Origin of the sequence: Moraxella sp. (assembly GCF_030525845.1) — a bacterium.
Taxonomy (GTDB): domain Bacteria; phylum Pseudomonadota; class Gammaproteobacteria; order Pseudomonadales; family Moraxellaceae; genus Moraxella.
Genome location: NZ_JAUNDY010000009.1, coordinates 31,861 through 55,773, shown reverse-complemented (window position 1 = coordinate 55,773; position 23,913 = coordinate 31,861). Strand labels below are relative to the sequence as shown.

Genomic DNA, 23,913 nt, shown 5'->3' with positions numbered 1-23,913 from the left:
CATTCCACGATACCACCAATATGGGCGATTTGGAAGAGTGGGAATAAAATCATATTTATTATGTCTTTTAAAAATACAAGTCAAAGTTTGGCTTGTATTTTTTTATTCAGTTAATATATAATAACTAAAACCCTTGACTGGAGCATAAAATGTCCAAAATCATCAAATTATCATCTGTATTGACGGTTAATGCTTTTTTGCTATCAGGTTGTGCGTCAATGCTGGTTAATGAAATTTCTGACAGAAGTTCAGAAGATGTTACATTATTGAAAGATGAATTTATCGCCATTGGTAAGCCCAGTCAGCCAATCACAGGGTTTAATAATGTTCTAATACTAGCAAGCCCAAAAAACAGTTTGATTGTTGAGTTGGAAAGCAAAGACTATCATCTATTTAATCAATTAGTCCCCCAATTACAAAGTGGAAAAATCAATAATCAATATTTAAGCTTATCCAGTATCGGCGAAAGTGGTGGTACCAATCAAAAAGGAATGAAGCTGGATAAACCCCAACAAATTTACAAAATTAGAGAGTTATTTGTATTACGTTATAGAGAAAACAACATTGAAAAAGATAGTTATCGCCAAAAAGAATTAACCAATATGGGATTTGAATGTGAATATGAGCCAGAATTTATTCCAACCGCTCCCAATCTTTATCCAATACCATCAGAATTATATTGTCGCTACGAATTAAATACCAAAGTAACCCTAGCCAATGCGGTAAATAATAGCCACAGTCTAACCCACCAGTTTAAACACCCTTACGAATATCGTATTTATTACACAAAAAGCAACAATGCATTAAAAGCAACCAGTATTATATTAACACCTGTTGCATTTGCAGTTGATTTGGTTACATTACCAATCCATATTGCAACTGTTGGCTTATTTATTCCACGCTTGCCAGATAGATGAATAAAAAAACATTTTTCCAACATTAATCACTTTGTAAATTTGTTATGATAGTGCTAGTGATTTTTTGAGGAATTTTTTATGAAAAAACTTGCCTTAGCTCTATGTGCCACACTCTCTTTGAGTGTGTCTGCGTATGCCGAAACCTGCAAAGTAACCGATCCGACAGACACGCCATTAAATGTACGATCCGCCCCTAATGGTAAAATCATTGGCAAGGTCAAAAATGGCACGGTGGTTCATGTGGGTGAGTATGGTTATGACGGTCAAAATCGTCCGTGGGTCGTGGTGTTTGATGTCAAAACTGATAAATACATTGGCTGGGTATATCGAGAGTTTATTAGTTGTTACTAATTTTAAAAAAAATCCATTCAAAAAATTGAGTGGATTTTTTACTTAAAAAATTCCTTATCAAACAAATCATTACAATCACTCATTAAAATCATCCGCCATAAATTTAACCACTCCTTTAAGTCCCACTAAGTTTTCGCTCTTTGGGCTTTTTTTCAAGAAATTCACAAAAGGTTTGCAATATGGATTGTTTATTTAATAATCCATATTGGTCAGCTTGGGCGGACAATTCGCCTTAGGATATGCAAAGTAAGCACGGTCATAAATTAATCTTTGTATTAAAATGGTCTTTGTTCTCGTATCGGATTTGGGTAATTTTGTCAAATGGTAAAATGATGGCAGTTCCTACCATTTTTAATTTTTAACTTGTATTTGTTTTATAAATTTGTTATGATGATAAAAATGGTTTTTTAAGGAATATTTAATGAAAAGCGTCAAAGTTTTAGCTCTTTGTGCGTTATTGGCAGTAAGTGGACAAAGTTTTGCCAAAACCACGCCTATTGTATTTGCCAAGGGCAGTTATTGTGGCAGTTTTGAGGGAGATGTGGTTGGTAGAAGATTTACCTTGGGATTAATGAAACATCAGACATTGTTTGTTAATCCTACCGACAGAAGTCAATATGAAGTGATTGTGAAAAACCCAAAAGGGCAAACTCTCAAAAATAATGGTGGTTCGATGTCTGGTTGGGACATTCCTCAAAATGGTAAATACACGATAATCATCACGCCATTTAACAAGGGTGACAGTTATGCCAACATTGAATTCTGTGCGTATTAAGCAAACCCCTCAAAGGTAGTGAGTTTTATTTTGTTAATCCACCCAAAACCCCTTGAAATCCCCATTTTTTTTAAGTAAAATAGGGCTTCGTATTTTTATTTGGAGTATGACCCATTAAACCGTCAAATCGCCTAAACATCAACGAAGACATTCGTGCCAAAGAAGTCCGCCTCGTCAAAGAAGATGGCGAACAGCTTGGTGTTGTTAGCCTAAAAGAAGCCCTAGAAAAGGCAAGAGATGCCAACTTGGATTTGGTGGAAATCGTCCCAGATGCCAAACCACCTGTTGCCAAGATTATGGACTACAAACGCCATTTGTACGAACAAAAACAAAAGGCAAAAGAAGCCAAAAAGAACCAAAAACAAACCCAAGTCAAAGAAATTAAGCTCCGTCCTGGTACTGAGGAGGCTGACTATCAGGTTAAATTGCGTAAAATCGTGGAGTTTTTGGAGGACAAAGACAAGGTCAAGGTTTCTATTCGTTTTCGTGGACGTGAAATGAGCCATCAAGAGATTGGACTTCGTCAGTTGGAGCGTATTATTGAGGATACTGCCGAGATTGCCAGCGTAGAACAAGCTCCCAAGCTCGAAGGTCGTCAGATTGGCATGCTTCTTGGACCTGCTAAGAAAAAGTGATTTTATTGCACAAAAAATCCCACCCTATGGTGGGTTTTTTTATGAGTCGTTTTCTGACTGACTTTCTTGTAAATAGGCGGGATGCCCCAAAAAATACCCCACCATCATCACACGGTCAAAGCTATACACATGGGCGTGCGGTGCCTCTATACATCGTCCGACAAGTGGAGCGGACTGGTCAGGTCTGCCGTCCATCAGTAGAATGGGAGCGGTGCAAATCGGGCAAACGGAGCGAATCTCAGTAATTCGGGCGATGTTGTATTTATAATCTTTTTCTTTACCAAAAAATTCGATTTCGGCATTGGTGTGATTGATGTATTTAAATAGTTGTGGCGCTTTTACAATTCTATGGGTTTGAATTTTATTTAATGGAATGTAAAAATTATACATAAAATAAGAAAACATAAATAATGATAAAAATATCAATGTTGGTGTAATAATTGAGCCAATTTTCAAAAACTCGTAAATAATAAATATTGAAACAAATAATAAAGCAATGATAATTAAGTTGATAAAAAAGCTATTGATTAAAATAAAAAGCAATAAAATCCCCTTAAAACTCATCATTTTTAATTCATAATTTTTATCAAAAAATATTTTTGAAAATAAAGATATTTTCACCAGTGAATTTTCTTGTCTATCGTATTTTATAGTGGACTTATCAATAATTTCTTTTTGATTTTCTTTGCCAAAAATATTCTCATCATAGACATCAATATCTAACCATATTTTTCTTTCATTGCCACGACCTTTGCCTTCACTATTTTTAATAACTGGATAAAATCCCAAATCCTTAAATTTAACCTGCAACTCTTGATTGTTAGAAATTAAGTTAATAAGAAATTTTTTAAAACTTTCTATATTTAAGTTTCTTTTAACTCTTTCTTTGTCTATCTCATCCAATGGGGTATTGTATGTAATAGCATGTAACTCTGCCCTAGATATTTTATCTACTTCAAATTCATTGATGGGATTTTTTGCATTCTTAATGGCTCTTTCGATCAAAGAATTAAGATATAAAAAACTAGCTTGCTCATCTGCTAAGTTATCAATTGCTTTTTTTAATGTCTCAAAGACCAAAATATGATTTTTACTCATAATTACCTCACAATAAAGGGATGAAAACCCCTTTTAAGCTGTTTTTGGACTGTTTTTACCCCAAAAATTCGCCGATAATACACTCAACTTTTTCACTCGGAGAAATTTTATGTTAATGAAAGTTGCCCTTAATTCATCCGACCAATTGGTGAGTATTGGACAGGTGGAACGGGGCTTGGCGTGCCAATGTTTTTGCTTTGAGTGTGGCGAGAGTGTGATTGCCAAAAAAGGCGAAATCAACGAACATCATTTTGCTCATGCTAGCAATAAAGAAAGTTGCCACATTCACCCCGAAAGTATTTTACATAAATACGCCAAAGAAGTCATTATTGCAGAGCAAAAAATTTATTTACCAGAGTTATCATATGATGGTAATCAACAGGGTAAATTATATCAATTTCACACCATTCAACCAGAGCAATCAGTTGGCGATATTCGTCCTGATTTGATTGCTATCAATGATGATGAAATGGTATTTATTGAAATTGCGGTTACTTCTTTTATCGATGATGAAAAAAGAGATTTTATCAATAAATTGGGTGTTAAAACCATTGAGATTGATTTGAGTGTCTTTTTAAATACCGGCATAGAAATACCCAGCGATTTTGTTAAAAATTATATTTTAAACCATCTGGATAATAAAACTTGGATTTATCCTAAGGAGCAGATAATCGCCAACAATCCTTTATCAAATAATTTATCAATCCAAAATTTTTCAACCAATTTAAAAGAGAGTTCTATCATGTCAAACAATCCTGTTTTTATAGTTGTCGGCTTGCATAAATCAAAAGGTACTTTTAATAATTATGGTCGTTCCATTGATTATGACAATCTAGTGATTACCGCCATTCGCCCTTTTACTGATTATCAAATCAGAGAGGGGGCAATTGGGCATACTTTTGAGCAGTTTAAAATCAAGGGTTCGGAAAATTTTAGTTTGTATCGAGATATAAAATTGCCATGTGAGGCGGAATTTGTTTTTGAAGCGGATTTTTCATCAGGTAGAATTAAGAGCAAATTAACACAGTTAATCTTTAAGGAAAGCTAATAGAAAAAGCACCCAAAATTGGGTGCTTTTTAAAATATGGTGGCGTGGGGCAGGATCGAACTGCCGACACACGGATTTTCAATCCGTTGCTCTCCCGACTGAGCTACCGCGCCAGTTAGCTTTATTGGCTAAGTGGTGCGTATTATAGCGTATTTTTAAAACTTTGCAAGCACTTTTTTCATAAAAATGTAAAATTTTTAAAAATTCATGGATTTTTGCCAAAAAATGCTGATTTTGGGTTATGATAAGCCATTCGTTTAAACTGACAATTTACCATGCCTATTCTTGATTTGCATTGCCTAAAAAACACACAAACCTTTACCAACAAACAACTTGAAGTGGATTTTGAGCAGGTATTTGATGGCGTAAATTTGCCTAGTCCCTTAGATGAAGCGACTCGCTATGCCCTGTCCAATGGCGGAAAAAGGGTGCGACCTTTGCTTGTGCTTGCGACATTTTTGGCGGTGGGAGGCGATCTGGCAGATTTGGCTGATGTTCGCCGTGCCATGCTTGCCATAGAGATGGTGCATAGTTATTCGCTGGTTCATGATGATTTGCCGTGCATGGATGATGATGAGCTAAGACGTGGCAAGCCCACTTGTCATGTGGTCTATGGCGAAGCGGTTGCCATGCTGGTGGGCGATGTGCTCCAATCGCTGGCTTTTGAAGTTTTGGGTGATGAGCGATTTGGTGGAGTGGACGATGTGAAATTTGCCAAATTGGTTAAGCTGTTAGCCCCCAATGCTCGGCGTATGGTGGCAGGTCAACAGGCGGATTTGAATGGGGAACAAAAATCACTCACGCAAAGTGAGCTTGAAAGTATTCATCGGGATAAAACAGGGGCATTGATACAGGCGAGTGTGCTGATGGGGGCGGTGTGTGGCGGTGCGTCTGATGAGGAAATGGTGAAACTTGACAAATACGCAAGGCTCATTGGGCTTGCCTATCAAGTCCAAGATGACGTACTAGACGTGGTGGCGGATACGGCAACTTTGGGTAAACCTGCGGGCAGTGATGATAAATTGGACAAATCCACCTACGTCAAGCTACTTGGGGTGGACAAGGCTCGTGCTTATGCCGATGAGCTGTTTGGGCAGGCGAGGGAGCAGGTGGCGGAGTTTGGGGTGGATAATCTACTATTGCAGGTGGTGGATTGGTTGCAAACAAGAGGGCATTAACCTGCATTCCCAATCAATTCAACAGCTTCTCCATCGCCTTTGGCACGCCCAAACCCTTGCCATCTTTTTGCCACACAAAATCAGCATTGACTGCGGTCAAGGCGTGATTGATGGTGTGGTACAAATTTTCATCAAGATTAAGCGTTATCAATGACAAATGCCAATGAAAATGCGTCAGCGTGTGTTTGATGGTTTTGGTGGCGTTTGGTAACTCATCAGGCAAACTGTCAAAAATTTGACGTTCGGCAAGGCTGATTTGTTGGATGGGCGGTAGCTTATCATGCAACGTTTTGGCGATGGATAGGGTGGTGGGTGCTTTGGTTTTGTCATCACCAATCATCATCATAGGCAGGGCATATAAACCTTCCCAAATGGTGGTGTGGCTATTTTCTCGTTTTAACCACAGTCGTTTCCCATCAAAACATAGGGCAAACACGAGCGAATGACGGTGGGGCTTGTCCATCTTTTTGGCTTTGATAGGATAGGCGGTGGGATTGCCATTGGCATGAGCGGTACAGTCAGTCGACAGGGGGCAATCCTCACAGGCTGGGCGAGTGCGAGTGCAGACGGTCGCCCCCAAATCCATCATCGCTTGGGCATATTTACCACTATCGTGCGTGGGTGTGAGTGTGTCGGCAAGCTCCCAAAGTATTTTGTCGGTAGCGGTTTTGGTGATGTCGCCATCAATGCCCGCCCAACGTGTCAGTACTCGTTTGACGTTGCCATCGCAAATCACCCCACGTCCACGCACACCCATCGCCACAATCGCCCCTGCGGTCGAGCGTCCCACCCCACAGATGTTTTGCCATTCATCAACTGTCTGGGGAAAATGTCCATGTGTGTTGATATAATCCGCCACTTGCTTTGCTCCTTTGTGCAGATTTCTGGCACGGGCATAATAACCCAAGCCCGCCCAAAGTGTCGCCACTTCATCCCAGTCTGCACCTGCCAAATCCTGCACGGTGGGAAATCGGTGGATAAAACGGTCAAAATAACCGATGACGGTTGCCACCTGAGTTTGTTGGAGCATGATTTCAGAGAGCCAGACGGCGTAGATGTCGGCGGTGGGCTTGTGGTGCTGTTCCCACGCTAGGTCATGGCGACCGTGAGCGCGCCACCAGTCTAAAAGGCGTGGGGCAAAAGTGTTGGTATTCATGATGAATCATCAAAGTAAAAACCCCTTTATGGGGACGATGGCTAAAATTTCATGAGACAGAGGTAAAATCGGTTATAATGATAAAAATTTATCTGGTAAAAATCATGTTAGGTTTTAGTAAAAAATTTAGGCAAACTCCCTTAATGGTAGCGGTGTTATTGACAAGTGTGTGCTATGCTAATACAGATAACATTGCCGTTGCTTATGCCGATGATAATGTGGCGGTGGCGTATGCCAATGAGCCAGAAGTTTTTGTGGGTCATCAAGGTAGTGAGCATACCGCCCAAAATTTAGCCAGATGTTCACAGCATTTTTATGGAGGTGTGCCACCAGCATTGGTTGGCGAAAAGGGGCGAAAACTTGCTCGTGAAAATTATGAGCTGTGTTTTGATGGCTTTGCGGTGCTGTATTCTGGCATTTCAAAAACACCCATTTATTCTGCCGAGTATCTAACTAAAAACCGCATTTTATCAGCACGCACCTTGACACGCAAAGACAGTTTTCATGAAGAGACTCGTCTGCCATCTTCGGCTAGGGCGACCTTAAATGACTATCGCCGTTCAGGCTATGACAGAGGGCATTTATCACCCAATGGCGACATGTCGAATGCCTCCGAGCAGTTTGATAGTTTTAGTTTGGCCAACATCGCCCCCCAAAACAACGAACACAATCGTGGTGTGTGGCAAAGCATTGAAAAAAGCGTGCGAAATATGGCGGTGACACACTATGAGGTCTATGTGGTTACAGGTGTGGTATTTGATGGTAAAAAGGTAGCGAGTATTGGTTCTGGTGTGCTTGTGCCAAGTCATTTTTTTAAGGCGGTTTATATTCCCAGTCTGGGGTGTGCAGGTGTGTATTATTCTGCAAATAACGCCTCAGGCGAGTTGGAGTACATCAGTTTTGACCAATTTGCAAAGCGTACTGGCATTAGCGTGATGCCTTATCTGTCGCAGGATATTTCGCATGCTCCGTTTAATTTGCCTGATTTGTCTGGCGTTTATGAGGGCGGAATAAGCCAAAACCCCCAATCATCACAAGATGGAGGCTGGCTTGGCGTGCTTATCAAATCTATTATTGAGTTTGTGATGGCGTTTTTGAAGGAGCGTGGTTAGGCATGGATATTTTTAACAATGACAGTGAAGTACTACAAATTGGCGGTCTGACCATAGAAAATGGCATGGATAGTGTGCTAATTACTGGTGATTTGCAGATTGACAAATCGGCTTTGGGTAGACAGCAGGCGAGGGTGTTGTATGAATTTATGCAGGATTTGATGACAAGATTTGAAGCATTAGATGATTTGCCAGAGCAGTTAACTGACGAAAGACGTGCCTCTACTTGGGTGGACAATCCCTTTTTGTAAGCTACCTATCTATGCTGTCAGTTGTGATGAGCAATGCTCCTGCAAAAACTGCGTCATGCACTTAACCTTGATAGGTAGCAGTCGTGTTGCGGTCAAAATCACAATTGGCACGCATTCCCCTTGATATTCTGATAGCACAGGGATAAGTCCTTTGGTGTCTTTGTTGATGGTGGGCAACATGGCAATGCCCAACCCCGCATGAGCCAAGTGAGCCAGCAAACGAAAACTGCTTGATTGATACAAAAATGTCGGAGCAATGCTGATGCATGTCCCATGAGAATAAAACTTCCACAGATTCTTCCCCATAAACCCCAAAGTCTGATGGGTGCTTAACTCATCAGGCGTGGCTGGCGTGCCATGTGTGTCCAAATAAGACTTGCTGGCGTATAAATTTAGGTGGGTTTTTGTCAAGGGGTGGACGATATAATGCCCTTCGGTCGGCGTGCCTGCCCTAACCACCATGTCTACACCCCCTGCCAAAAGGTCAGTTTTTTGGGCGGAAACATCAATATGTAACTGTATTTTGGGGTATTTTTGATGAAATCTTGGTAAAATTTCGGCGAGCCAGTCAGCGATTTCGTTATTTACCGACATCTTTAACACGCCTTCTGGTTCTAATTTTAGACCGCTCATCGCTTGGTGGGTGCGGTCCAGTTCGTCCACAATGGCGACTGCTCGTTCAAAATAAAATTGCCCCGCTTCGGTCAGAGTGAGTTTTCTTGTGGTTCTGTGGATGAGTTTTAGTCCCAAATGTGCTTCTAATTCGCTCATTTTGCGAGATAGACTAGACTGAGCAATGCCAAATTGTAGGGCGGTTTTAGAAAAACTTTTGTTTTTAACGATTGCCACAAACAAGGTCATGTGTTCGGCAAGAAGCATTTATTATTCCTCATAAGGATAAATCACACCCATTATAGTGGTTTATTGCTCATTTTAAAAGAATTGTAATGCATCTAATGAATTTTACAGCCAATACGCTCTTTTAAAGGCTGGATTTGAAAAATTGCAATTTATTTCCCTTTTAGAGTATCAGTCCAAAGGGGTGGGTATGATGAGGCGGTGTGGTTTCATGATTGGGGCGGGTCAATTAGTGCGATAAGTATGCGTGTGGGGTTATTATTCCATATATGGATAAATCTTATCCATTCTAGCCATTTATTTCAAAAGAATGCACCTGTATAATACGCACCATTAATCACTTGGAGAAATTAACATGATTTATATTAGAAAATCATCTGAGCGAGGACACGCCAATCATGGCTGGCTTGATGCTCGCCATACTTTTTCGTTTGCTAATTATTATGACCCAAATTTTATGGGGTTCTCTGATTTGCGAGTGATTAATGAGGATAGAGTAGCACCAACGATGGGTTTTGGCACCCATCCGCACAAAGACATGGAAATTTTGACTTATGTGTTACAAGGTGCCATCGCTCACAAAGACAGCATGGGTAATGTTAAAGAATTTCATGCAGGCGAGTTTCAGATTATGTCGGCAGGTACTGGCGTTACGCATTCGGAGTTTAACCCCAAAGAGGACGAGACGCTACATTTGCTACAAATTTGGATTATGCCAAATGAGCTAGGCATTACGCCTCGTTACGACCAAAAACGCTTTTCTGATAAGGTTGGTGGCACGCTGATTTTGTCGCCCAATGCCGAAGATGGCTCGTTTAAAATTTATCAAGACATGAAACTTTGGCGGTATCAATTTGCCAAAAATACAAGCGAAATCATCACTCTAAACCAAAATCGCAACTACTGGCTACAAGCTGTCAAAGGTGAATTTAGTGTCAATGGTCATGCAGTCATGCCAGGCGATGGCGTGGCAATGAGCGAAGAGGATACGCTTGACATCGTGGCAAATGACGAAAGTGAATTTTTGTTGTTTGATTTAAGGTAAGCTGATTTAATGTTTATCATCAAATTATGATACAATGGCTTGGTTTATTCATTGTGTGCTGTGGGTTAAATTGCCCCCATAAATTTTAGTTTAAAATAGGAAATGTCATCATGACAAAACAAATTGCCGTATTCATTGGTTCTGCCAGTAAGACCTCTTTTAACCACTTGGCGGTTAAGCATTTGCAAAAAATCGCCCCAAGCTCTATCGCCCTAAATGTCGTAGACATCAGCGATTTGCCACTATACGACCGCGATTTGGACGAGCAAGATGTGCCAGCTTATACACGTGTACGTGAAGCGGTTAAGGCTTCTGATGCTGTGATTTGGGTAACGCCAGAGCATAATGGTAGCTACTCTGCCATGTTAAAAAACGCCATTGATGTAGTATCTCGCCCAGTAGGTCAAAGCTTGTGGATTGGCAAGCCACTAGGACTTATCAGCGTGAATGCAGGCGGTAGCAATCGTGCGGTGGACGCACTTCGCACGGTGGCCGCTGGGGCTTATATCAACATGCCCGTTGCTCCGTTTGCTGCGAGCGTGGGTGGAATTTTTGCAGGGGCATTTGATGAGTCTGGCGAGCTTGTGAGCGAGCAAGCCAAGACCACTTTGCAGGGCTTTATCGATGCTTATGCAGAATTTGTTGCTAAATTTTAATTAAATTTTACAAAAATGCCGTTAAAGTAAAATTTGACGGTGTTTTTTTACAATCTATCACAAAAAGGGCATTTTCTTACACGGTTAGCATTTGCAATTTGTCAATGCCTTGTTTATAATGAGTAAACAGTTGTCAGTACAACGATTGACAATGTTCATTAGACATGATTGGAGTTTTTATGAAAGTAAAGCAATTATTGGTTATTGGTTTGGGTATGGCGGTATCTGCTGGTGCATTTGCCAACAACGATGCCATCGTAGGTAACTGGAAGATGAGCGAAAAGGGCGAAGCCAAAGCCATCATCAATATCAGCAAGTCAGGCAATGGATATAAAGCAGTCATGACAAAGGGTCTGACCGAAAAAGCCAAAAAACGTGAAGGAGCGACCGTCATCAGCGACATTAAAGCACAAGGCGGTGGTAAATATGCAGGTAAGGGCAAGCACCCAACCTTGCCTATCTCAGGTACTGCCAACATTACCCTAAATGGCAACAGTATTACCATCAAGAGTGCTGCTGGCACTCAAACAGGTGTACGTCAATAACCTATTATAGGTTATGCCAAATACAAAACCCCCAACTGGGGGTTTTGTGTTATGTGAACTTACAACGCACTTTCATCTGTCTCGCCCGTACGAATGCGAATGACTTGTTCAAGTGGGGTTACAAACACCTTGCCATCTCCGATTTTACCTGTACCTGCGGTATCAATGATGGCGGTAATGACATTCTCAACCATCTCATCAGAGCAGGCGATTTCGAGTTTGATTTTGGGTAAAAAATCCACCACATATTCTGCCCCACGATACATCTCGGTGTGTCCTTTTTGGCGACCAAATCCTTTGACTTCTGTGATGGTAATGCCGTTGATACCGACATCGGACAAGGCTTCACGCACGTCATCTAATTTAAAGGGTTTGATGATGGCTGTAACAAGTTTCATAACAATCCTTATGATGGTTGGCTGGGATTATTATAGGATAAATTTACCAAAAATCCAACAACAGACAGGGCAATTCTGATAGAATAACCAGATTTCATGAAAGATAAGGGTAGATTATGGCAAACTATGTGGTTATTGGGCTGGGCGGTTCTGGGCTGTCGGCGGTCAATTTTTTGGTGGGGCAAGGGCATGAAGTGGCAGTTACGGACGGAAATTTCCCGTCTTTGGCTGACAAATTGCCACAAGGCGTGCGGACGTATTTTGGAGGTATTGACGGCGATGTGTTGCTGACGGCTGACAAAATCGTCATCAGCCCTGGTATCGACCCCACCACCCCAGCCGTTGCCAAAGCGATGGAGCAGGGTGTGAGCGTGGTGAGTGATGTACAAGTGTTCATTGAAACGCTAAAAGAGCGAGATGCCCAAACTGGCACGCACACCCCCATTGTCGCCATTACGGGTTCAAATGCCAAATCCACCGTTACCACACTCGTGGGTCTCATGGCAAAACAAGCAGGCAAAACAGTCGGTGTGGGAGGCAATATCGGCACGCCAGCCCTTGATTTGCTTGCCATTGACGGCATGGACATGGTGGTGCTTGAATTATCCAGTTTTCAGCTTGAAATGATGAGCGGACTTGGAGCGGACGTGGCGACCATTCTAAATCTCTCTGCCGACCACCTAGACCGTCATGGCGACATGGCAGGTTATCTTGCCCAAAAACTCAGAATTTTTGATGACGTAAAAAATGCGGTGGTGTGGCTAGATGATAAAGAGCTGGCACGCACTTGCATTGCTCATTTGCCAAAAACTGCCACCATGATAAGCACCAGTGGCGAGATTGGCGAAGGTTTTTCGGCAGAATTTTGCCTAAAAGGTGAGCCAAGCGACAACGGTGAGCAGATTTATCTATGTCATGACGGACAAAAGCTCCTATCGTCTGATAAGATTTTGATTAAGGGTAAACACAACCTGCTAAATGCGTTGTCAGCGTTGGCGTTGGGTCATGCAGTTGGGCTTGACATGAGTGCCATGCTCGATGTCCTTCGCACCTTTAAGGGCTTGCCACATCGCTGTGAATTTGTGGCGGACGTGGGTGGTAAAGTGTATTTTAATGATTCCAAAGGCACAAACATCGGAGCAACCTTATCCGCTATTGACGGACTAGGAGCGGTGTATGGCGATGAGTCAATCGCCCTGATTGTGGGTGGGCAGGGCAAGGGGCAAGATTTTGCCGAAATCATGCCATATGCCAAACGCTTTGCCAAACACATCTACCTCATCGGGCAAGACGCTGAGCTGATATATGATGTCTTTATCAGTGATGATGAGCTTGCCAATCGCACTCACAAAGTATTTACATTGGACAAAGCAGTAGAGCAAGACTGCCAAAGCTGTGACAAAGCTGTGCTACTGTCGCCTGCCTGTGCCAGCCTTGACCAATTTAAAAATTATGGCGAACGGGGCGATAAATTTGTTTCTTTGGTAAAACAGCTTAATTGATGATGCCTAACTTGACCATATCAGCGTAAATCCGCCTTAAAGCCTCGTTTTTTATCCATTTGCCAATCACGTTCTTTTAAGGTGGCTCGTTTGTCGTGGAGTTTTTTGCCTTTGGCAAGGGCAATTTCGCATTTGACACGACTGCCTTTCCAGTAGCAGGATAGGGGGACGACCGCATAGCCTTTTTGATTGACCATGCCAAACAATTTATCAATCTCACGGCGATTGAGTAGAAGTTTACGAGTGCGAATGTTGTCGGGGTTGATGTGAGTGGAGCTCGTTAATAGAGGCTGAATGTGTCCGCCAAATAAAAACGCCTCACCACCCTTAAAAATCACATAAGCGTCCGTGATTGCCATTTTGCCCGCTCTGATGGATTTGACTTCCCAGCCCTCTAACGCCATGCCTGCTTCAAAGGTTTCCTCAATGAAATATTCGTGGCGGGCTTTTTTGTTGGCACAGATTTGATTGGAGGTTTTTTTTGGTTTTTTTGACATGATTTTTTCCTATAAAATAAATGCTTGCATTATAAAAGATTTAATCCATAAAAACAAATTGCCTTTATCATCAATCCTTGATAATATGGGTTTTATTTTTTTTGGAAAAATACCATGCTAACCTCTAAACCCACCCTAGAAACCCTCCTTAACCACCGCTCCGTCCGTAAATACACAGGCGAGCCGATTTCGGACGACATGCTAAGTGCCATTTTTGAGGCAGGGCGAGCGGTCTCTACATCAAGCTATTTGCAAGCGGTCAGCGTGATTCGTGTGGTTGATAAAGCCAAACGCACCGCCCTACGCCAAATCTCCTGCGACATGACGGCAGAAGCATACGAGCAAGCTCTTGCAGACGGCAAACGCTTGGGGCATGGCTATGTACAGAGCTGTGCAGAATATTTGGTATTTTGTGCAGATGCTCACCGCCACAATCAGCTGGCTGATGTCAATACTGATTGGACGGAGGTGTTACTCATCGGGGCGATTGACGTGGCACTCATGGCTCAAAACATGCTGGCGGCGGCAGAGAGCTTGGGACTGGGTGGTGTGTACATCGGTTCACTTCGCAATGACATCAAACGTGCCAGCGAAGTGCTGGGCTTGCCAAAGCACGTCATTCCGCTCTTTGGGCTGTGCTTGGGGCACCCTGATTGGGATTCCAAAATCAACCAATCCCAGCGACCACGCCTGCCCTTAGATGTCATCATCTCCACTGATACTTATCAAATCCCAAGCGAGGACACCTTATCGGCTTATAATGAGGAAGTCAAGGCGTATTATGGCGGTCGTGGACTGGATTTGGATTGGAAGGCTCAGATTGCCGAAACCTTTGGTGGTGAAGTGCGTCCTTTTATGCTGGATTATTTGCAATCACAAGGTTTTGCCAAGCGTTGATTTTTACAGAACGGATAAGGGTGTTTTAAGGTTAAAATGCCCTTTTTTCATTTTTACGTCAAATCCAAAAGCAGTATTCTTGTTAATTTTTTAAGTAATTGTGCCATTTGTAAAAATAAAATCCCCAAAACCATAAAAATTTGCTAACATAGGCTTTTTTTGAAATTTTTGATACCATGACCAAAAAAGCCCTTTATCCTGGTACTTTTGACCCCATTACCAACGGTCATATTGACCTTGTCAATCGTGCCCTAAAAATCTTTGATGAAGTCGTCATTTCGGTGGCGTTTGCTCATCACAAAAAGCCCCTATTTAGCTTCGATGAGCGAGTCGCCCTCGTTCAAGAAATTTTTAAGGATAATCCTCGTGTCTCGGTGGTGGGTTTTGAGGGACTGCTTGTGGATTTTGTCAAAGAACAAAATGCGGTGGCGGTCATTCGTGGGCTTCGAGCGGTGTCTGATTTTGAGTATGAATTTGGGCTTGCCAACATGAATCGTAGCCTTGATGAGAGTTTTGAGGCGGTGTTTTTGACCCCTGCCCAAGAATACTCGTTCGTCTCGTCCACGCTCGTGCGTGAAGTTGCCAAACTCGGTGGCGATGTCTGTAAATTTGTACCGCCGTGCGTGCTTGATGGTTTTGCCAAAAAATTTGGTCAATAAGGATAGGCGATGTTTTTTGCAGTCATCAGTATTTTGCCCCAGATGTTTGAAGCAACCACAGGGTACGGCATTACAGGGCGGGCGGTTACTCGTGGGCAAGTCGTCATACACACCATCAACCCCCGAGATTTTACCACGGATAATTATCGGCGTATTGATGAGAGACCTTTTGGTGGTGGACCAGGCATGGTCATGATGGCAGAGCCATTGGAGAGGGCGATTTTGCATGCCAAAATCTTGGCTGATGAATATTTTACAAAAACAAATAAAGATAATCCCATCTGTCCTGTGGTGTATCTGTCGCCACAAGGTCAAACGCTCAGTGAGCAGACGGTGCTAGAATACAGCGAGCTAGATGGCATGATACTGCTTTGTGGGCGTTATGAGGGTATTGATGAGCGACTGCTAGAAGCTTATGTTGATAGAGAAATTTCCATTGGCGATTATGTGCTGACAGGGGGAGAGTTACCTGCGATGGTACTGATGGACAGCGTGATACGCCGTCTGCCTCATGTGATGAATGATGATAAATCAGCGATGGAGGATAGTTTTGTTGATGGACTGCTTGATTGCCCGCATTACACCAAGCCATTGATTTTTAAAGATAAAAAAGTCCCAGAGGTGCTACTGTCGGGTCATCATGCCAATATTGCTCGGTGGCGGTTTTTACAGCAGGCGGGACGCACCCAAGCACGCCGCCCTGATTTGTGGGAGAAGTTTACCCCTAATAAAGAACAACAAAAATGGCTGGACGGCATGATGAACTAAAACTCCCAATCAGGGAGTTTTATTTTTAGATTTTGGTAATTTGCCATGCCCCATCGCCTAATATTTCAAGCCTGTCTGTGTGATAGCCAAGCAGTGTTGAGCGATGACCAACGCTAATCAGCGTACTGTTTGGCAAGTTATCAATCAATGTACGATACACGCTGTCTTGCAAGCCCTCGTCCATGCTGGCAGTCGCTTCGTCCAAAAACACGACATTAGGGCGATGTAGTAGCACACGAGCAATGGCGAGACGTTGCTGTTCGCCAAGCGACAAAATATGCGTCCAGTCATGCTCTTCGTGAATCTTATCTGCCAAATGCCCAAGCTGAACTTTGGTTAAAAGCCCACGAATACCATCATCATCAACCGTCTCTGGTACGATATGCGGATAATAAATAGTATCAATCAGTCTCCCTTGTGGCAAATAAGGCTTTTGGGATAAAAACAGAGCGTCAGATGGGCAAGTGATTTTGCCTTCACAGAACCCCCAAAGTCCTGCACTGGCACGCAGTAGGGTGGTTTTCCCCAGTCCTGATTTACCCTGAATGAGCAGGTGTGTACCTTGTGTTAGGTGCAGATTGAGATCTGTGATCAATGTTCTGCCTGCTGGGGTTTTGATGTAGACATTTTCAAAAATCACATCGGTATCATGATGAATGATGTCAATGGATTTGCCTTGTGTGGCAGCATTGATGGCATTTTCAAAGCCAGTTAGACGGTTGAGTGTGGCTTTATAGGTGGCAAAATCATCATAAACATTACGAAAATAGGATAAATTGCCATGCAAACGGTTAAATACTTGCATGGTTTGCATGAGGTCGCCTAGCTTGATGTTGCCCGCAAAATACCGCCCCACTTGAATCAGTAGCGGAAACACCACCGACACCTGCGATACCACAAGGTTAAACCCTGAAAATTTGAGCGTACGATAAACAATCGCCCACATATTGCTAATGACTCTATCAAATTCACGGTACAGTCGGCTTTTTTCGGCTTTTTCGCCCATATAAAAGGCGATGGACTCGGCGTATTCTTTGATGCGAATGAGCGAATAACGGTAGTTGGCGTTGAATTTTTCGTTATCAAAATTAAGTTGGATAAGCGGTCGCCCAAGCCAAAACGCAATGACGGTAGCAATCAACACATAGATAAATACCAAAAACACCATCATTTTTGGCACTTCCACACCCATGACATTCATCGGACCTGCAAGCCCCCACAGCAAGATGGTAAACGACACAATCGAGCTGACGGACGCAATCACGCCTGTGGCAAGCGACAAGGAACGAGCAACGTATTCTTGTACGTCTTGCTGAATACGTTGGTCGGGGTTGTCAAGCTCGCCAAAGTTTTGTTGGGTCTTGTAGTAGGCTTGGTTGGCAAGCCATTTGTCCACGAGATTTTTGTTGAGCCATTCTATCCAGTTGATGCGAAAACGCTGTTCGGCATAGTAAGTCAATAGCGAATTGGCAACGGCGGCGGCAGCGATAAAACAAAACACCACCATTTGTACCCAAAAAACTTCTTGGTTCAAATCCTGCAAAGACGAATACATGGTGTTGTACCAGTTAGAATGAATCAAACTGATACGCACTTCTAAGAGTGTCAAAAACACAATAAAAGTAAAAAATGCCAAAGGCTTAACGCTACGTTTGGGCGTTAAATACCCACTTGCCATCGACCAAAACTGCCGCCCCCAATGTGTGAACCTAACCAAAGCCCACACAAACACACTAAACACAGCCCCTGTTATGGCAAGGCTTTTGGAGAGCCAAATGGCAGATTCGATGAGTTCTTTTGACCAGTCCATATTTGTCCCAAAATAAGCATTAGGCTTTATTTTATCATAATTTATAAAATTATGATAAAAATGATAATATGTCTTAATATTTAAATGATATGAATTTATAATTGACTTTTATTATCATTTCTATTATATTATTTCAGGTTTGTAAATAATTGTTATTTTAATAATGGGATTTTTTATGAAAAAGACATTCATTGCACTTGCAGTGGGGCATGCCTTAGTGGGTGTGGCTTATGCCGATGATAATAGTGCTGTCTCTACCACCATTAGCATTGATGAGGCGGGGCGTGCCAGCTATCAGGCACGACTACCAGATGAAAAAATCGTGGTTACGCCATTTAGTCAGCAAATGGGTACTCAACAACTCACCAGCGAGCAAATCGCCAAGCGACCCACAGCCAACGGCAGTATCAACGAACTTCTAAAAAGCAATCCAAACGTTCAATTTGCTAATGCTACAAACAGCTCCTTGATGGGTGGTGAGCTAGAACCTGAAAAAATCTCATTTCATGGCGAAAAATTTTATAACAATAATTACATGATTGATGGCTTGTCCAATAACAACAACATTGACCCCGCCAGCAATAATGCAGTGGCGGGCGGTCTGCCTACGGGGTATAATGCGTGGGATTTGCCTGCTGGGGGAGAGCAGTCGCTGTGGATTAATAGCCGATTGCTTGATAGTGTGGAGGTATTTGACAGCAATGTCTCTGCCAAATATGGTGATTTTACAGGTGGGGTAGTTGATGCTAAGATTAAAAACCCACGCTCGGACAGGGCATCAGGCTATATCTCTTATCGCACGACCAGCGATGATTTGACCAGTTTTCATATACACAATGGCATTAAGGGGGATTTTGAATCTGCTGGTAGATTGTATTATCAACCACGCTTTACCAAGCAGACCTATTCTGCCAGCATCAATCAGCCTGTGAATGACAAATTGGCATTGTTATTTTCGTATGACCGCACCACCTCAAAAATCCCTTTTTATCAAGACATCTTGGGCGAGTGGCGAGATCAAGAGCGTCAAACCGAGACTTATCTTATTAAGGGCAATTATAAAGCAAATAATGGCGATACCATCAGTGCGACCGCCATGTATGCCCCACATTCATCTTTATTTTATCGGCGTAACATCAAAGATAGTGGCTTTGAAAATGCTGGGGGTGGTTATCGCCTCAATGTGGATTGGAAGCATTTGGCGGACTGGGGTAAGGTTACAAGCGTCATCGGCTACCAAAAAGATGAAAATAAGGTTACCAATGAATCTGACCACTACTATCCATGGTGGCATAAATATCGTGGCAATACCTCCGATGTTATCACATGGCAAACAGGCGTGCCTACTATTGCAGGCAATCAAACAGGTTTGCAAGGTGGCTATGGTAAATTTGCCACAGAGAGCCAAACCGTTACCGCCAAACAAGACTATGCTTTTTATGACATGAGTTTGGGGGATAGCACTCATCAAATCAACGCAGGTTGGGAATATCGCCATGAAAACAAAGACTATGAGCGTTTTTATGATACCAGCTTAGGCGGCATGATGACGTGGAATGATAAAGTCATCTGTCAAGGGGTGGACGGCTGTATTGATGGTGAGCAATTTACCTCTATTCGTCTGCTTTACCCTGCTCGTGGTGTGTCAGCGAGTATGAATAAATATAGCATCTACGCAGAAGATAATATCAAAATCGGTCGTTTTGAGCTGACACCGGGTATACGCATAAGCTATAATGATTATCTAAAAAATACTGATGTTTCACCACGTTTTGCATGGACAGCTGATGTATTTAACAATGATAAAACCAAGCTGTTCGGCGGTTGGAGTAGGTATCATAACAATGCTATTTTTGCTTATAAATTAAAAAATGGCATCAGTAGCAACTTTCAGCAAACACGCACCATGAATGCTGATGGCACATTAACCGAGTGGACGGACGGTCAGCTCAAAGAGAGAAGTGCTAGCAAATATAACCATGACGTTAGTGGACTAGATACACCGTACAGCGATGAGAAAGTACTTGGTCTAACCCAAAAAATCGCCAATACTTCGTGGACGCTAAAATGGGTCAATCGTGATTCTAAAAAGAGCTTTGCACGCTCACAAACCACCAACGAGGCTGGCGAGCGTATCATGGACAATAGTGGTTGGTCAAAGGCAGATACGGTTACACTCAGTGTCAGCCCTACAAAACCCATTAGATATAGTGGACTGGATTTGGATTGGTCGTTTGGGGCCAGTTGGTCGGATAACCGCCAAAACACCGCCAATACTTATGATGACACCTCAGCAGGCGATGAAGATTATGCCATCTTTGAGGGCAAGCTCATGCAAAAGGCGGATTTGCCAGCCTTTGATTATAACAAGCCGTGGCATGCCTTTTTGAATGTAGACATGACTTTCCCTGACATTAACTTTACATGGGGGCATTATCTTAAATATACAGCCCCTTATAAAGGCTACACCACCACATCGGTGGATTGTCCGTTAGACGAATATGCTTGTGGCAATTATGCTGGTCGAGCAACGCTGTACGAAGAGACGGATTTTGGTAGACAGCTGACTTATGATTGGCGAATGGCTTATAAAAAATACTTTGGTACACACACCAATCTGGAATTGACCATGGATATTTCCAATGTCTTTAATAAAAAGATGGAAATTGGCAAACCAAACAATAGTTCTGTCATTACCTACGAGCAAGGTCGTCAAATCTGGCTTGGGGCGACCTACAATTGGTAGTACATTAATTTGATACAACCAACAAAAGCACCTAAGATGGGTGCTTTTGGTTTATTTTTTGAGAATGTTATGAAAAAAATTATTTTTGCCCTCTTTTTTATCGCCCAATCCGCCCTAGCCGAGATTAGCACTCCCATCACAGGCATGCTTGACAATGGTTTTCGTTACACCATTTTGCCGTTGCATGATGACAAAGGGCGACTCGAACTCCGTCACGCAAACAGCTTGAACATGAACGTCATCTCGCCATTGCTCGCTTGCGTGGATTGCCAAGCTACCTGCCCAACGCTGACGAGCTAGAAGCCCTAAACGAGCAGGATTTGCAAAACCTTTGGGAGCGTATCCGCACAGCCCCCATGACGATTTATATCATCAGCGATGCCACGCCTGCCCAAATGGGGCAATTTGTGCCGTTATTTGCCAGCCCCCATGCCAATGACGGCAAGTTTTTGCACCACGCACACACCCCCACCCCAAACACCGATACCGTCAAATTCGCCTACAACCTTGAACAGCGTGCCGATGTCCAGCTTTGGTCAAGCACACCTTACACATGGCAAGGTGTGGACGCTATGCAGGTTGCTTTGCTTAAAAATATTGCCAGCGAAAAACTCAAATTCGCCTTGCGTGATGATAAACTTGGCATTTATCGGCTAAATTTTGACGCCACACTCAACGCCCAAACCAACCAAATCACAAGCCATTTGCGTTTTACCACAAGCCCCGACAAAGTGGACGAAATGGTCGAAGTCGCCAAAGATGTTTTGGCAAACCTACCCTCACTCATCAACGCCGATGATGTCATTCGTGCCAAACAAACACTCATCACCCAAGAAAAATCCCGCCAAAATGACCCACATACCAAGCTCAACCGCCTTGTGTTGTCGTACGAAAATGGCGATTTGGATTATCTTGGCAAATCCGAACATTTGGTGGATTTTATCAACCTTGATGACTTAAAACGCATGGCAAGCAAAATCTACGACCCAAATAACGTCCAAGCCTTCATCGACATGCCACTAACAAAAGAGTAAAGCGTGCTGTATTTACAAGGCGTTGATTTTGGGTTGATGATCAGACTGACAAAAACACAGGATTTTTCATAAAAACATTGCTAAAATGTTCAAACATGCAAGGCACATTTAAAGCACGGCTATTATGAATCACTCAGACCATCTTATCCAAGTCCTAAAAAACCTCCCCAATCTGCCAGGAGTTTATAAAATGCTGGGTAAATCGGGGGAAATTTTGTATGTCGGTAAGGCCAAATCACTCAAAAATCGTGTGAGTAGTTATTTTGCCAAAACCATCGATCATCCAAAAACACAAGCACTAGTGGCACGTATTTGCGACATTAAAATCATCATCACACGTGGTGAAGCTGAGGCACTGCTACTTGAACAAAATCTCATCAAAACACATCGTCCTCCTTATAACATCATTTTAAGGGACGATAAATCCTATCTTTATTTGTTTATTTCCAAAGATAAATTCCCCAGAATTGGTGTGGGGCGTGGCAGGGGCAATCACGCAGAGGGGCGGTTTTTTGGACCTTACCCCTCAGCAAATAGTGCCAAAGAAGCCATGCTTCTTATCCAAAAATTATTCATGCTTCGAAATTGTAATAATCGTGTGTTTGCCAATGCCAAACGCCCCTGCCTTGAACATCAAATTGGGCGATGCTCGGCACCATGTGTGGGATTGGTTGAGCAGGGGGATTATGGGGAGAGTGTGGAGCAGACCATTGATTTTTTAAATGGTAAGTCAGGGAAATTGCAAACCATGCTCGCCCAAAAAATGCACGAGGCTGCCGAAGATTTGCGTTTTGAGCAGGCGGTATTTTATCGAGACCGCCTCGCCATGCTCTCGGACATCACAGCACAGCAGGCGGTGCATCGTGTGGGCGATGAAGACAGTCATGCCGATGTGTTCGCCATCTGTCATAATCATGGCTTGACAGCGGTGCATGTACTGACGGTGCGTGGCGGTTGGGTGCTTGGAGGGAAGAATTATTTTCCTGATGATGTGGCGATGTGCGATACGCTAGATGAGCGTTTGGAGCGGTTTTTGTTGTCGTTTTATGGGGAGGTCAGTGATGAGTTACCCAAAGAGATTATCGTCAGTGAGGCATTGGTAGAAAAAGAGGTAATCGCCCAGCTACTTGGTGAGCATTTTGGGGCTAAAACCATCATCAAATCTAGCGTCCAAAAACATCGCCGTGAATGGCAAGAGCTTGCAATATTAAACGCCAATAACGCCCTAACTTCCAAATTATCTAATTTTTATGAATTAAATGAGCGTTTTTTAGCCATGCAAAACATCTTTGCAAAGGTGTGGGACAAACCCATTAACCGCATTGAGTGTTTTGACATCAGTCATACGATGGGCGAGATGGCGGTGGGGTCGTGCGTGGTGTTTGATGGGCGAGGGGCTAGAAATCGAGATTATCGCCAATACGCCATACAAGGCGTGGTCGGTGGCGACGACTATGGGGCGATGAGGCAGGTCTTGATGAGACGATATAGCAAGTATCCATTGCCTGATTTATTGCTTATTGATGGAGGTAAGGGACAGCTAAATGTCGCCTTTGAGGTATTATGTGAACTACAAAAAGCAGATGAGGTTTTGTTGGTGAGTGTTGCCAAAGGGGAGGGGCGAAAGGCAGGACTAGAAGTGCTTCATTTTATCAATCATGAGCCGATAGATTTGCCAGCCGATAACAAGGCACTACACCTGATTATGCACATCAGGGACGAAGCTCATCGATTTGCCATTACCGCTCATCGTAAAAAACGAGATAAAGCACGAGGCTCATCTGTGCTAGAAGTCATTCCCAATCTGGGAGAAAAACGCAGGCGAGATTTACTTGCTCATTTTGGCGGCATCAGCCAGCTACTTGGAGCATCTCAAAAGGAAATTGCCAACGTCAAAGGCATCGGCAAAGTTTTGGCGAAGACGATTTATAATACATTGCATGGGAGATAACAAAATGGTGTCAAACCACAAGATGC

Annotated in this window: 25 protein-coding genes and 1 tRNA gene; 19 read left to right on the top strand and 7 right to left on the bottom strand. The window is 42.9% G+C overall.

Going from position 1 to position 23,913, the window contains the following annotated elements; all coding sequences use genetic code 11:
* Positions 1-149: 149 nt before the first annotated feature.
* The 4 genes from Q4B79_RS05280 to infC all read left to right on the top strand — a co-directional run bounded on the left by Q4B79_RS05280 (position 150) and on the right by infC (position 2,678).
* Positions 150-917 (top strand): hypothetical protein, encoded by a 768-nt coding sequence (locus tag Q4B79_RS05280; RefSeq protein WP_303085385.1) that lies wholly within the window; start codon positions 150-152, stop codon positions 915-917.
* Positions 918-995: 78 nt separating this feature from the next.
* Positions 996-1,268, top strand: coding sequence for an SH3 domain-containing protein (locus Q4B79_RS05275; protein WP_303085384.1), 273 nt, complete (start codon positions 996-998; stop codon positions 1,266-1,268).
* Between the two features lie 421 nt (positions 1,269-1,689).
* A complete protein-coding gene (locus Q4B79_RS05270; protein WP_303085383.1) occupies positions 1,690-2,043 on the top strand; it encodes a hypothetical protein in 354 nt (117 codons plus the stop codon).
* 137 nt (positions 2,044-2,180) lie between these two features.
* Complete coding sequence (infC, locus tag Q4B79_RS05265; RefSeq protein WP_303085387.1) at positions 2,181-2,678, top strand: translation initiation factor IF-3; 498 nt, start codon at positions 2,181-2,183, stop codon at positions 2,676-2,678.
* A gap of 39 nt (positions 2,679-2,717) precedes the next feature.
* Here the strand turns inward: infC and Q4B79_RS05260 are convergent, their stop codons facing one another.
* Positions 2,718-3,776, bottom strand: a complete 1,059-nt coding sequence (locus Q4B79_RS05260) for a hypothetical protein (protein ID WP_303085382.1) — start codon at positions 3,774-3,776, stop codon at positions 2,718-2,720.
* Positions 3,777-3,885: 109 nt separating this feature from the next.
* Between Q4B79_RS05260 and Q4B79_RS05255 the strand changes: the two genes are divergently transcribed.
* Positions 3,886-4,824 (top strand): competence protein CoiA family protein, encoded by a 939-nt coding sequence (locus Q4B79_RS05255; RefSeq protein ID WP_303085381.1) that lies wholly within the window; start codon positions 3,886-3,888, stop codon positions 4,822-4,824.
* A 37-nt stretch (positions 4,825-4,861) separates the two neighbouring features.
* Here the strand turns inward: Q4B79_RS05255 and Q4B79_RS05250 are convergent.
* A tRNA-Phe gene (locus tag Q4B79_RS05250) sits at positions 4,862-4,937 on the bottom strand.
* A gap of 162 nt (positions 4,938-5,099) precedes the next feature.
* Between Q4B79_RS05250 and Q4B79_RS05245 the strand changes: the two genes are divergently transcribed.
* Positions 5,100-6,002, top strand: a complete 903-nt coding sequence (locus tag Q4B79_RS05245) for a polyprenyl synthetase family protein (protein WP_303085380.1) — start codon at positions 5,100-5,102, stop codon at positions 6,000-6,002.
* Between the two features lie 13 nt (positions 6,003-6,015).
* Here Q4B79_RS05245 and mutY read toward each other — a convergent pair whose 3' ends face one another.
* On the bottom strand, positions 6,016-7,158 hold the full coding sequence (gene mutY / locus Q4B79_RS05240) for an A/G-specific adenine glycosylase (RefSeq protein WP_303085379.1): 1,143 nt from the start codon (positions 7,156-7,158) through the stop codon (positions 6,016-6,018).
* A 104-nt stretch (positions 7,159-7,262) separates the two neighbouring features.
* On the opposite strand from mutY, the gene Q4B79_RS05235 reads away from it, so the two are divergent.
* Positions 7,263-8,270 carry a DNA/RNA non-specific endonuclease gene (locus Q4B79_RS05235; RefSeq protein ID WP_303085378.1) on the top strand — a complete coding sequence of 336 codons (1,008 nt, stop codon included), beginning with the start codon at positions 7,263-7,265 and terminating at the stop codon, positions 8,268-8,270.
* Positions 8,271-8,272: 2 nt separating this feature from the next.
* Positions 8,273-8,521: a hypothetical protein gene (locus Q4B79_RS05230; protein ID WP_303085377.1), complete on the top strand. Its 249-nt coding sequence runs from the start codon at positions 8,273-8,275 to the stop codon at positions 8,519-8,521.
* A gap of 9 nt (positions 8,522-8,530) precedes the next feature.
* On the opposite strand, the gene Q4B79_RS05225 is transcribed toward Q4B79_RS05230, so the two are convergent.
* Entirely contained in the window at positions 8,531-9,400 is an 870-nt protein-coding gene (locus tag Q4B79_RS05225) for a LysR family transcriptional regulator (RefSeq protein ID WP_303085376.1), read from the bottom strand.
* 334 nt (positions 9,401-9,734) lie between these two features.
* Here Q4B79_RS05225 and Q4B79_RS05220 point away from each other — a divergent pair, with 334 nt between their 5' ends.
* From Q4B79_RS05220 to Q4B79_RS05210, 3 genes are all read left to right on the top strand, one after another.
* Positions 9,735-10,424: a pirin family protein gene (locus Q4B79_RS05220; protein ID WP_303085375.1), complete on the top strand. Its 690-nt coding sequence runs from the start codon at positions 9,735-9,737 to the stop codon at positions 10,422-10,424.
* Positions 10,425-10,534: 110 nt separating this feature from the next.
* Positions 10,535-11,080 carry an NADPH-dependent FMN reductase gene (locus Q4B79_RS05215; protein WP_303085374.1) on the top strand — a complete coding sequence of 182 codons (546 nt, stop codon included), beginning with the start codon at positions 10,535-10,537 and terminating at the stop codon, positions 11,078-11,080.
* Positions 11,081-11,259: 179 nt separating this feature from the next.
* Positions 11,260-11,625 carry a hypothetical protein gene (locus tag Q4B79_RS05210; protein ID WP_303085373.1) on the top strand — a complete coding sequence of 122 codons (366 nt, stop codon included), beginning with the start codon at positions 11,260-11,262 and terminating at the stop codon, positions 11,623-11,625.
* Positions 11,626-11,684: 59 nt separating this feature from the next.
* Here Q4B79_RS05210 and glnK read toward each other — a convergent pair whose 3' ends face one another.
* Positions 11,685-12,023 (bottom strand): P-II family nitrogen regulator, encoded by a 339-nt coding sequence (glnK, locus tag Q4B79_RS05205; protein WP_303085372.1) that lies wholly within the window; start codon positions 12,021-12,023, stop codon positions 11,685-11,687.
* A 116-nt stretch (positions 12,024-12,139) separates the two neighbouring features.
* Here glnK and murD point away from each other — a divergent pair, with 116 nt between their 5' ends.
* Entirely contained in the window at positions 12,140-13,525 is a 1,386-nt protein-coding gene (gene murD, locus Q4B79_RS05200) for a UDP-N-acetylmuramoyl-L-alanine--D-glutamate ligase (protein ID WP_303085371.1), read from the top strand.
* A 20-nt stretch (positions 13,526-13,545) separates the two neighbouring features.
* Here the strand turns inward: murD and smpB are convergent, their stop codons facing one another.
* Positions 13,546-14,022 carry an SsrA-binding protein SmpB gene (gene smpB / locus Q4B79_RS05195; protein ID WP_303085370.1) on the bottom strand — a complete coding sequence of 159 codons (477 nt, stop codon included), beginning with the start codon at positions 14,020-14,022 and terminating at the stop codon, positions 13,546-13,548.
* A gap of 114 nt (positions 14,023-14,136) precedes the next feature.
* On the opposite strand from smpB, the gene nfsA reads away from it, so the two are divergent.
* The 3 genes from nfsA to trmD all read left to right on the top strand — a co-directional run bounded on the left by nfsA (position 14,137) and on the right by trmD (position 16,346).
* Complete coding sequence (gene nfsA / locus Q4B79_RS05190; RefSeq protein ID WP_303085369.1) at positions 14,137-14,919, top strand: oxygen-insensitive NADPH nitroreductase; 783 nt, start codon at positions 14,137-14,139, stop codon at positions 14,917-14,919.
* 176 nt (positions 14,920-15,095) lie between these two features.
* Positions 15,096-15,578, top strand: a complete 483-nt coding sequence (gene coaD, locus Q4B79_RS05185; protein WP_303085368.1) for a pantetheine-phosphate adenylyltransferase — start codon at positions 15,096-15,098, stop codon at positions 15,576-15,578.
* A 9-nt stretch (positions 15,579-15,587) separates the two neighbouring features.
* Positions 15,588-16,346, top strand: coding sequence for a tRNA (guanosine(37)-N1)-methyltransferase TrmD (gene trmD / locus Q4B79_RS05180; RefSeq protein WP_303085367.1), 759 nt, complete (start codon positions 15,588-15,590; stop codon positions 16,344-16,346).
* A gap of 25 nt (positions 16,347-16,371) precedes the next feature.
* On the opposite strand, the gene Q4B79_RS05175 is transcribed toward trmD, so the two are convergent.
* Positions 16,372-18,156, bottom strand: coding sequence for an ABC transporter ATP-binding protein/permease (locus Q4B79_RS05175; protein WP_303085366.1), 1,785 nt, complete (start codon positions 18,154-18,156; stop codon positions 16,372-16,374).
* A gap of 175 nt (positions 18,157-18,331) precedes the next feature.
* Here Q4B79_RS05175 and Q4B79_RS05170 point away from each other — a divergent pair, with 175 nt between their 5' ends.
* The 4 genes from Q4B79_RS05170 (at position 18,332) to uvrC (ending at position 23,887) form a co-directional block, all read left to right on the top strand.
* Positions 18,332-20,902: a TonB-dependent siderophore receptor gene (locus tag Q4B79_RS05170; protein ID WP_303085365.1), complete on the top strand. Its 2,571-nt coding sequence runs from the start codon at positions 18,332-18,334 to the stop codon at positions 20,900-20,902.
* 69 nt (positions 20,903-20,971) lie between these two features.
* On the top strand, positions 20,972-21,202 hold the full coding sequence (locus Q4B79_RS05165; protein ID WP_303085364.1) for a hypothetical protein: 231 nt from the start codon (positions 20,972-20,974) through the stop codon (positions 21,200-21,202).
* On the top strand, positions 21,169-21,936 hold the full coding sequence (locus Q4B79_RS05160) for an insulinase family protein (RefSeq protein WP_303085363.1): 768 nt from the start codon (positions 21,169-21,171) through the stop codon (positions 21,934-21,936). Before Q4B79_RS05165 ends, Q4B79_RS05160 begins: the two co-directional genes overlap by 34 nt.
* 124 nt (positions 21,937-22,060) lie before the next feature.
* On the top strand, positions 22,061-23,887 hold the full coding sequence (gene uvrC / locus Q4B79_RS05155; protein WP_303085362.1) for an excinuclease ABC subunit UvrC: 1,827 nt from the start codon (positions 22,061-22,063) through the stop codon (positions 23,885-23,887).
* The last annotated feature ends 26 nt before the right edge of the window (positions 23,888-23,913 follow it).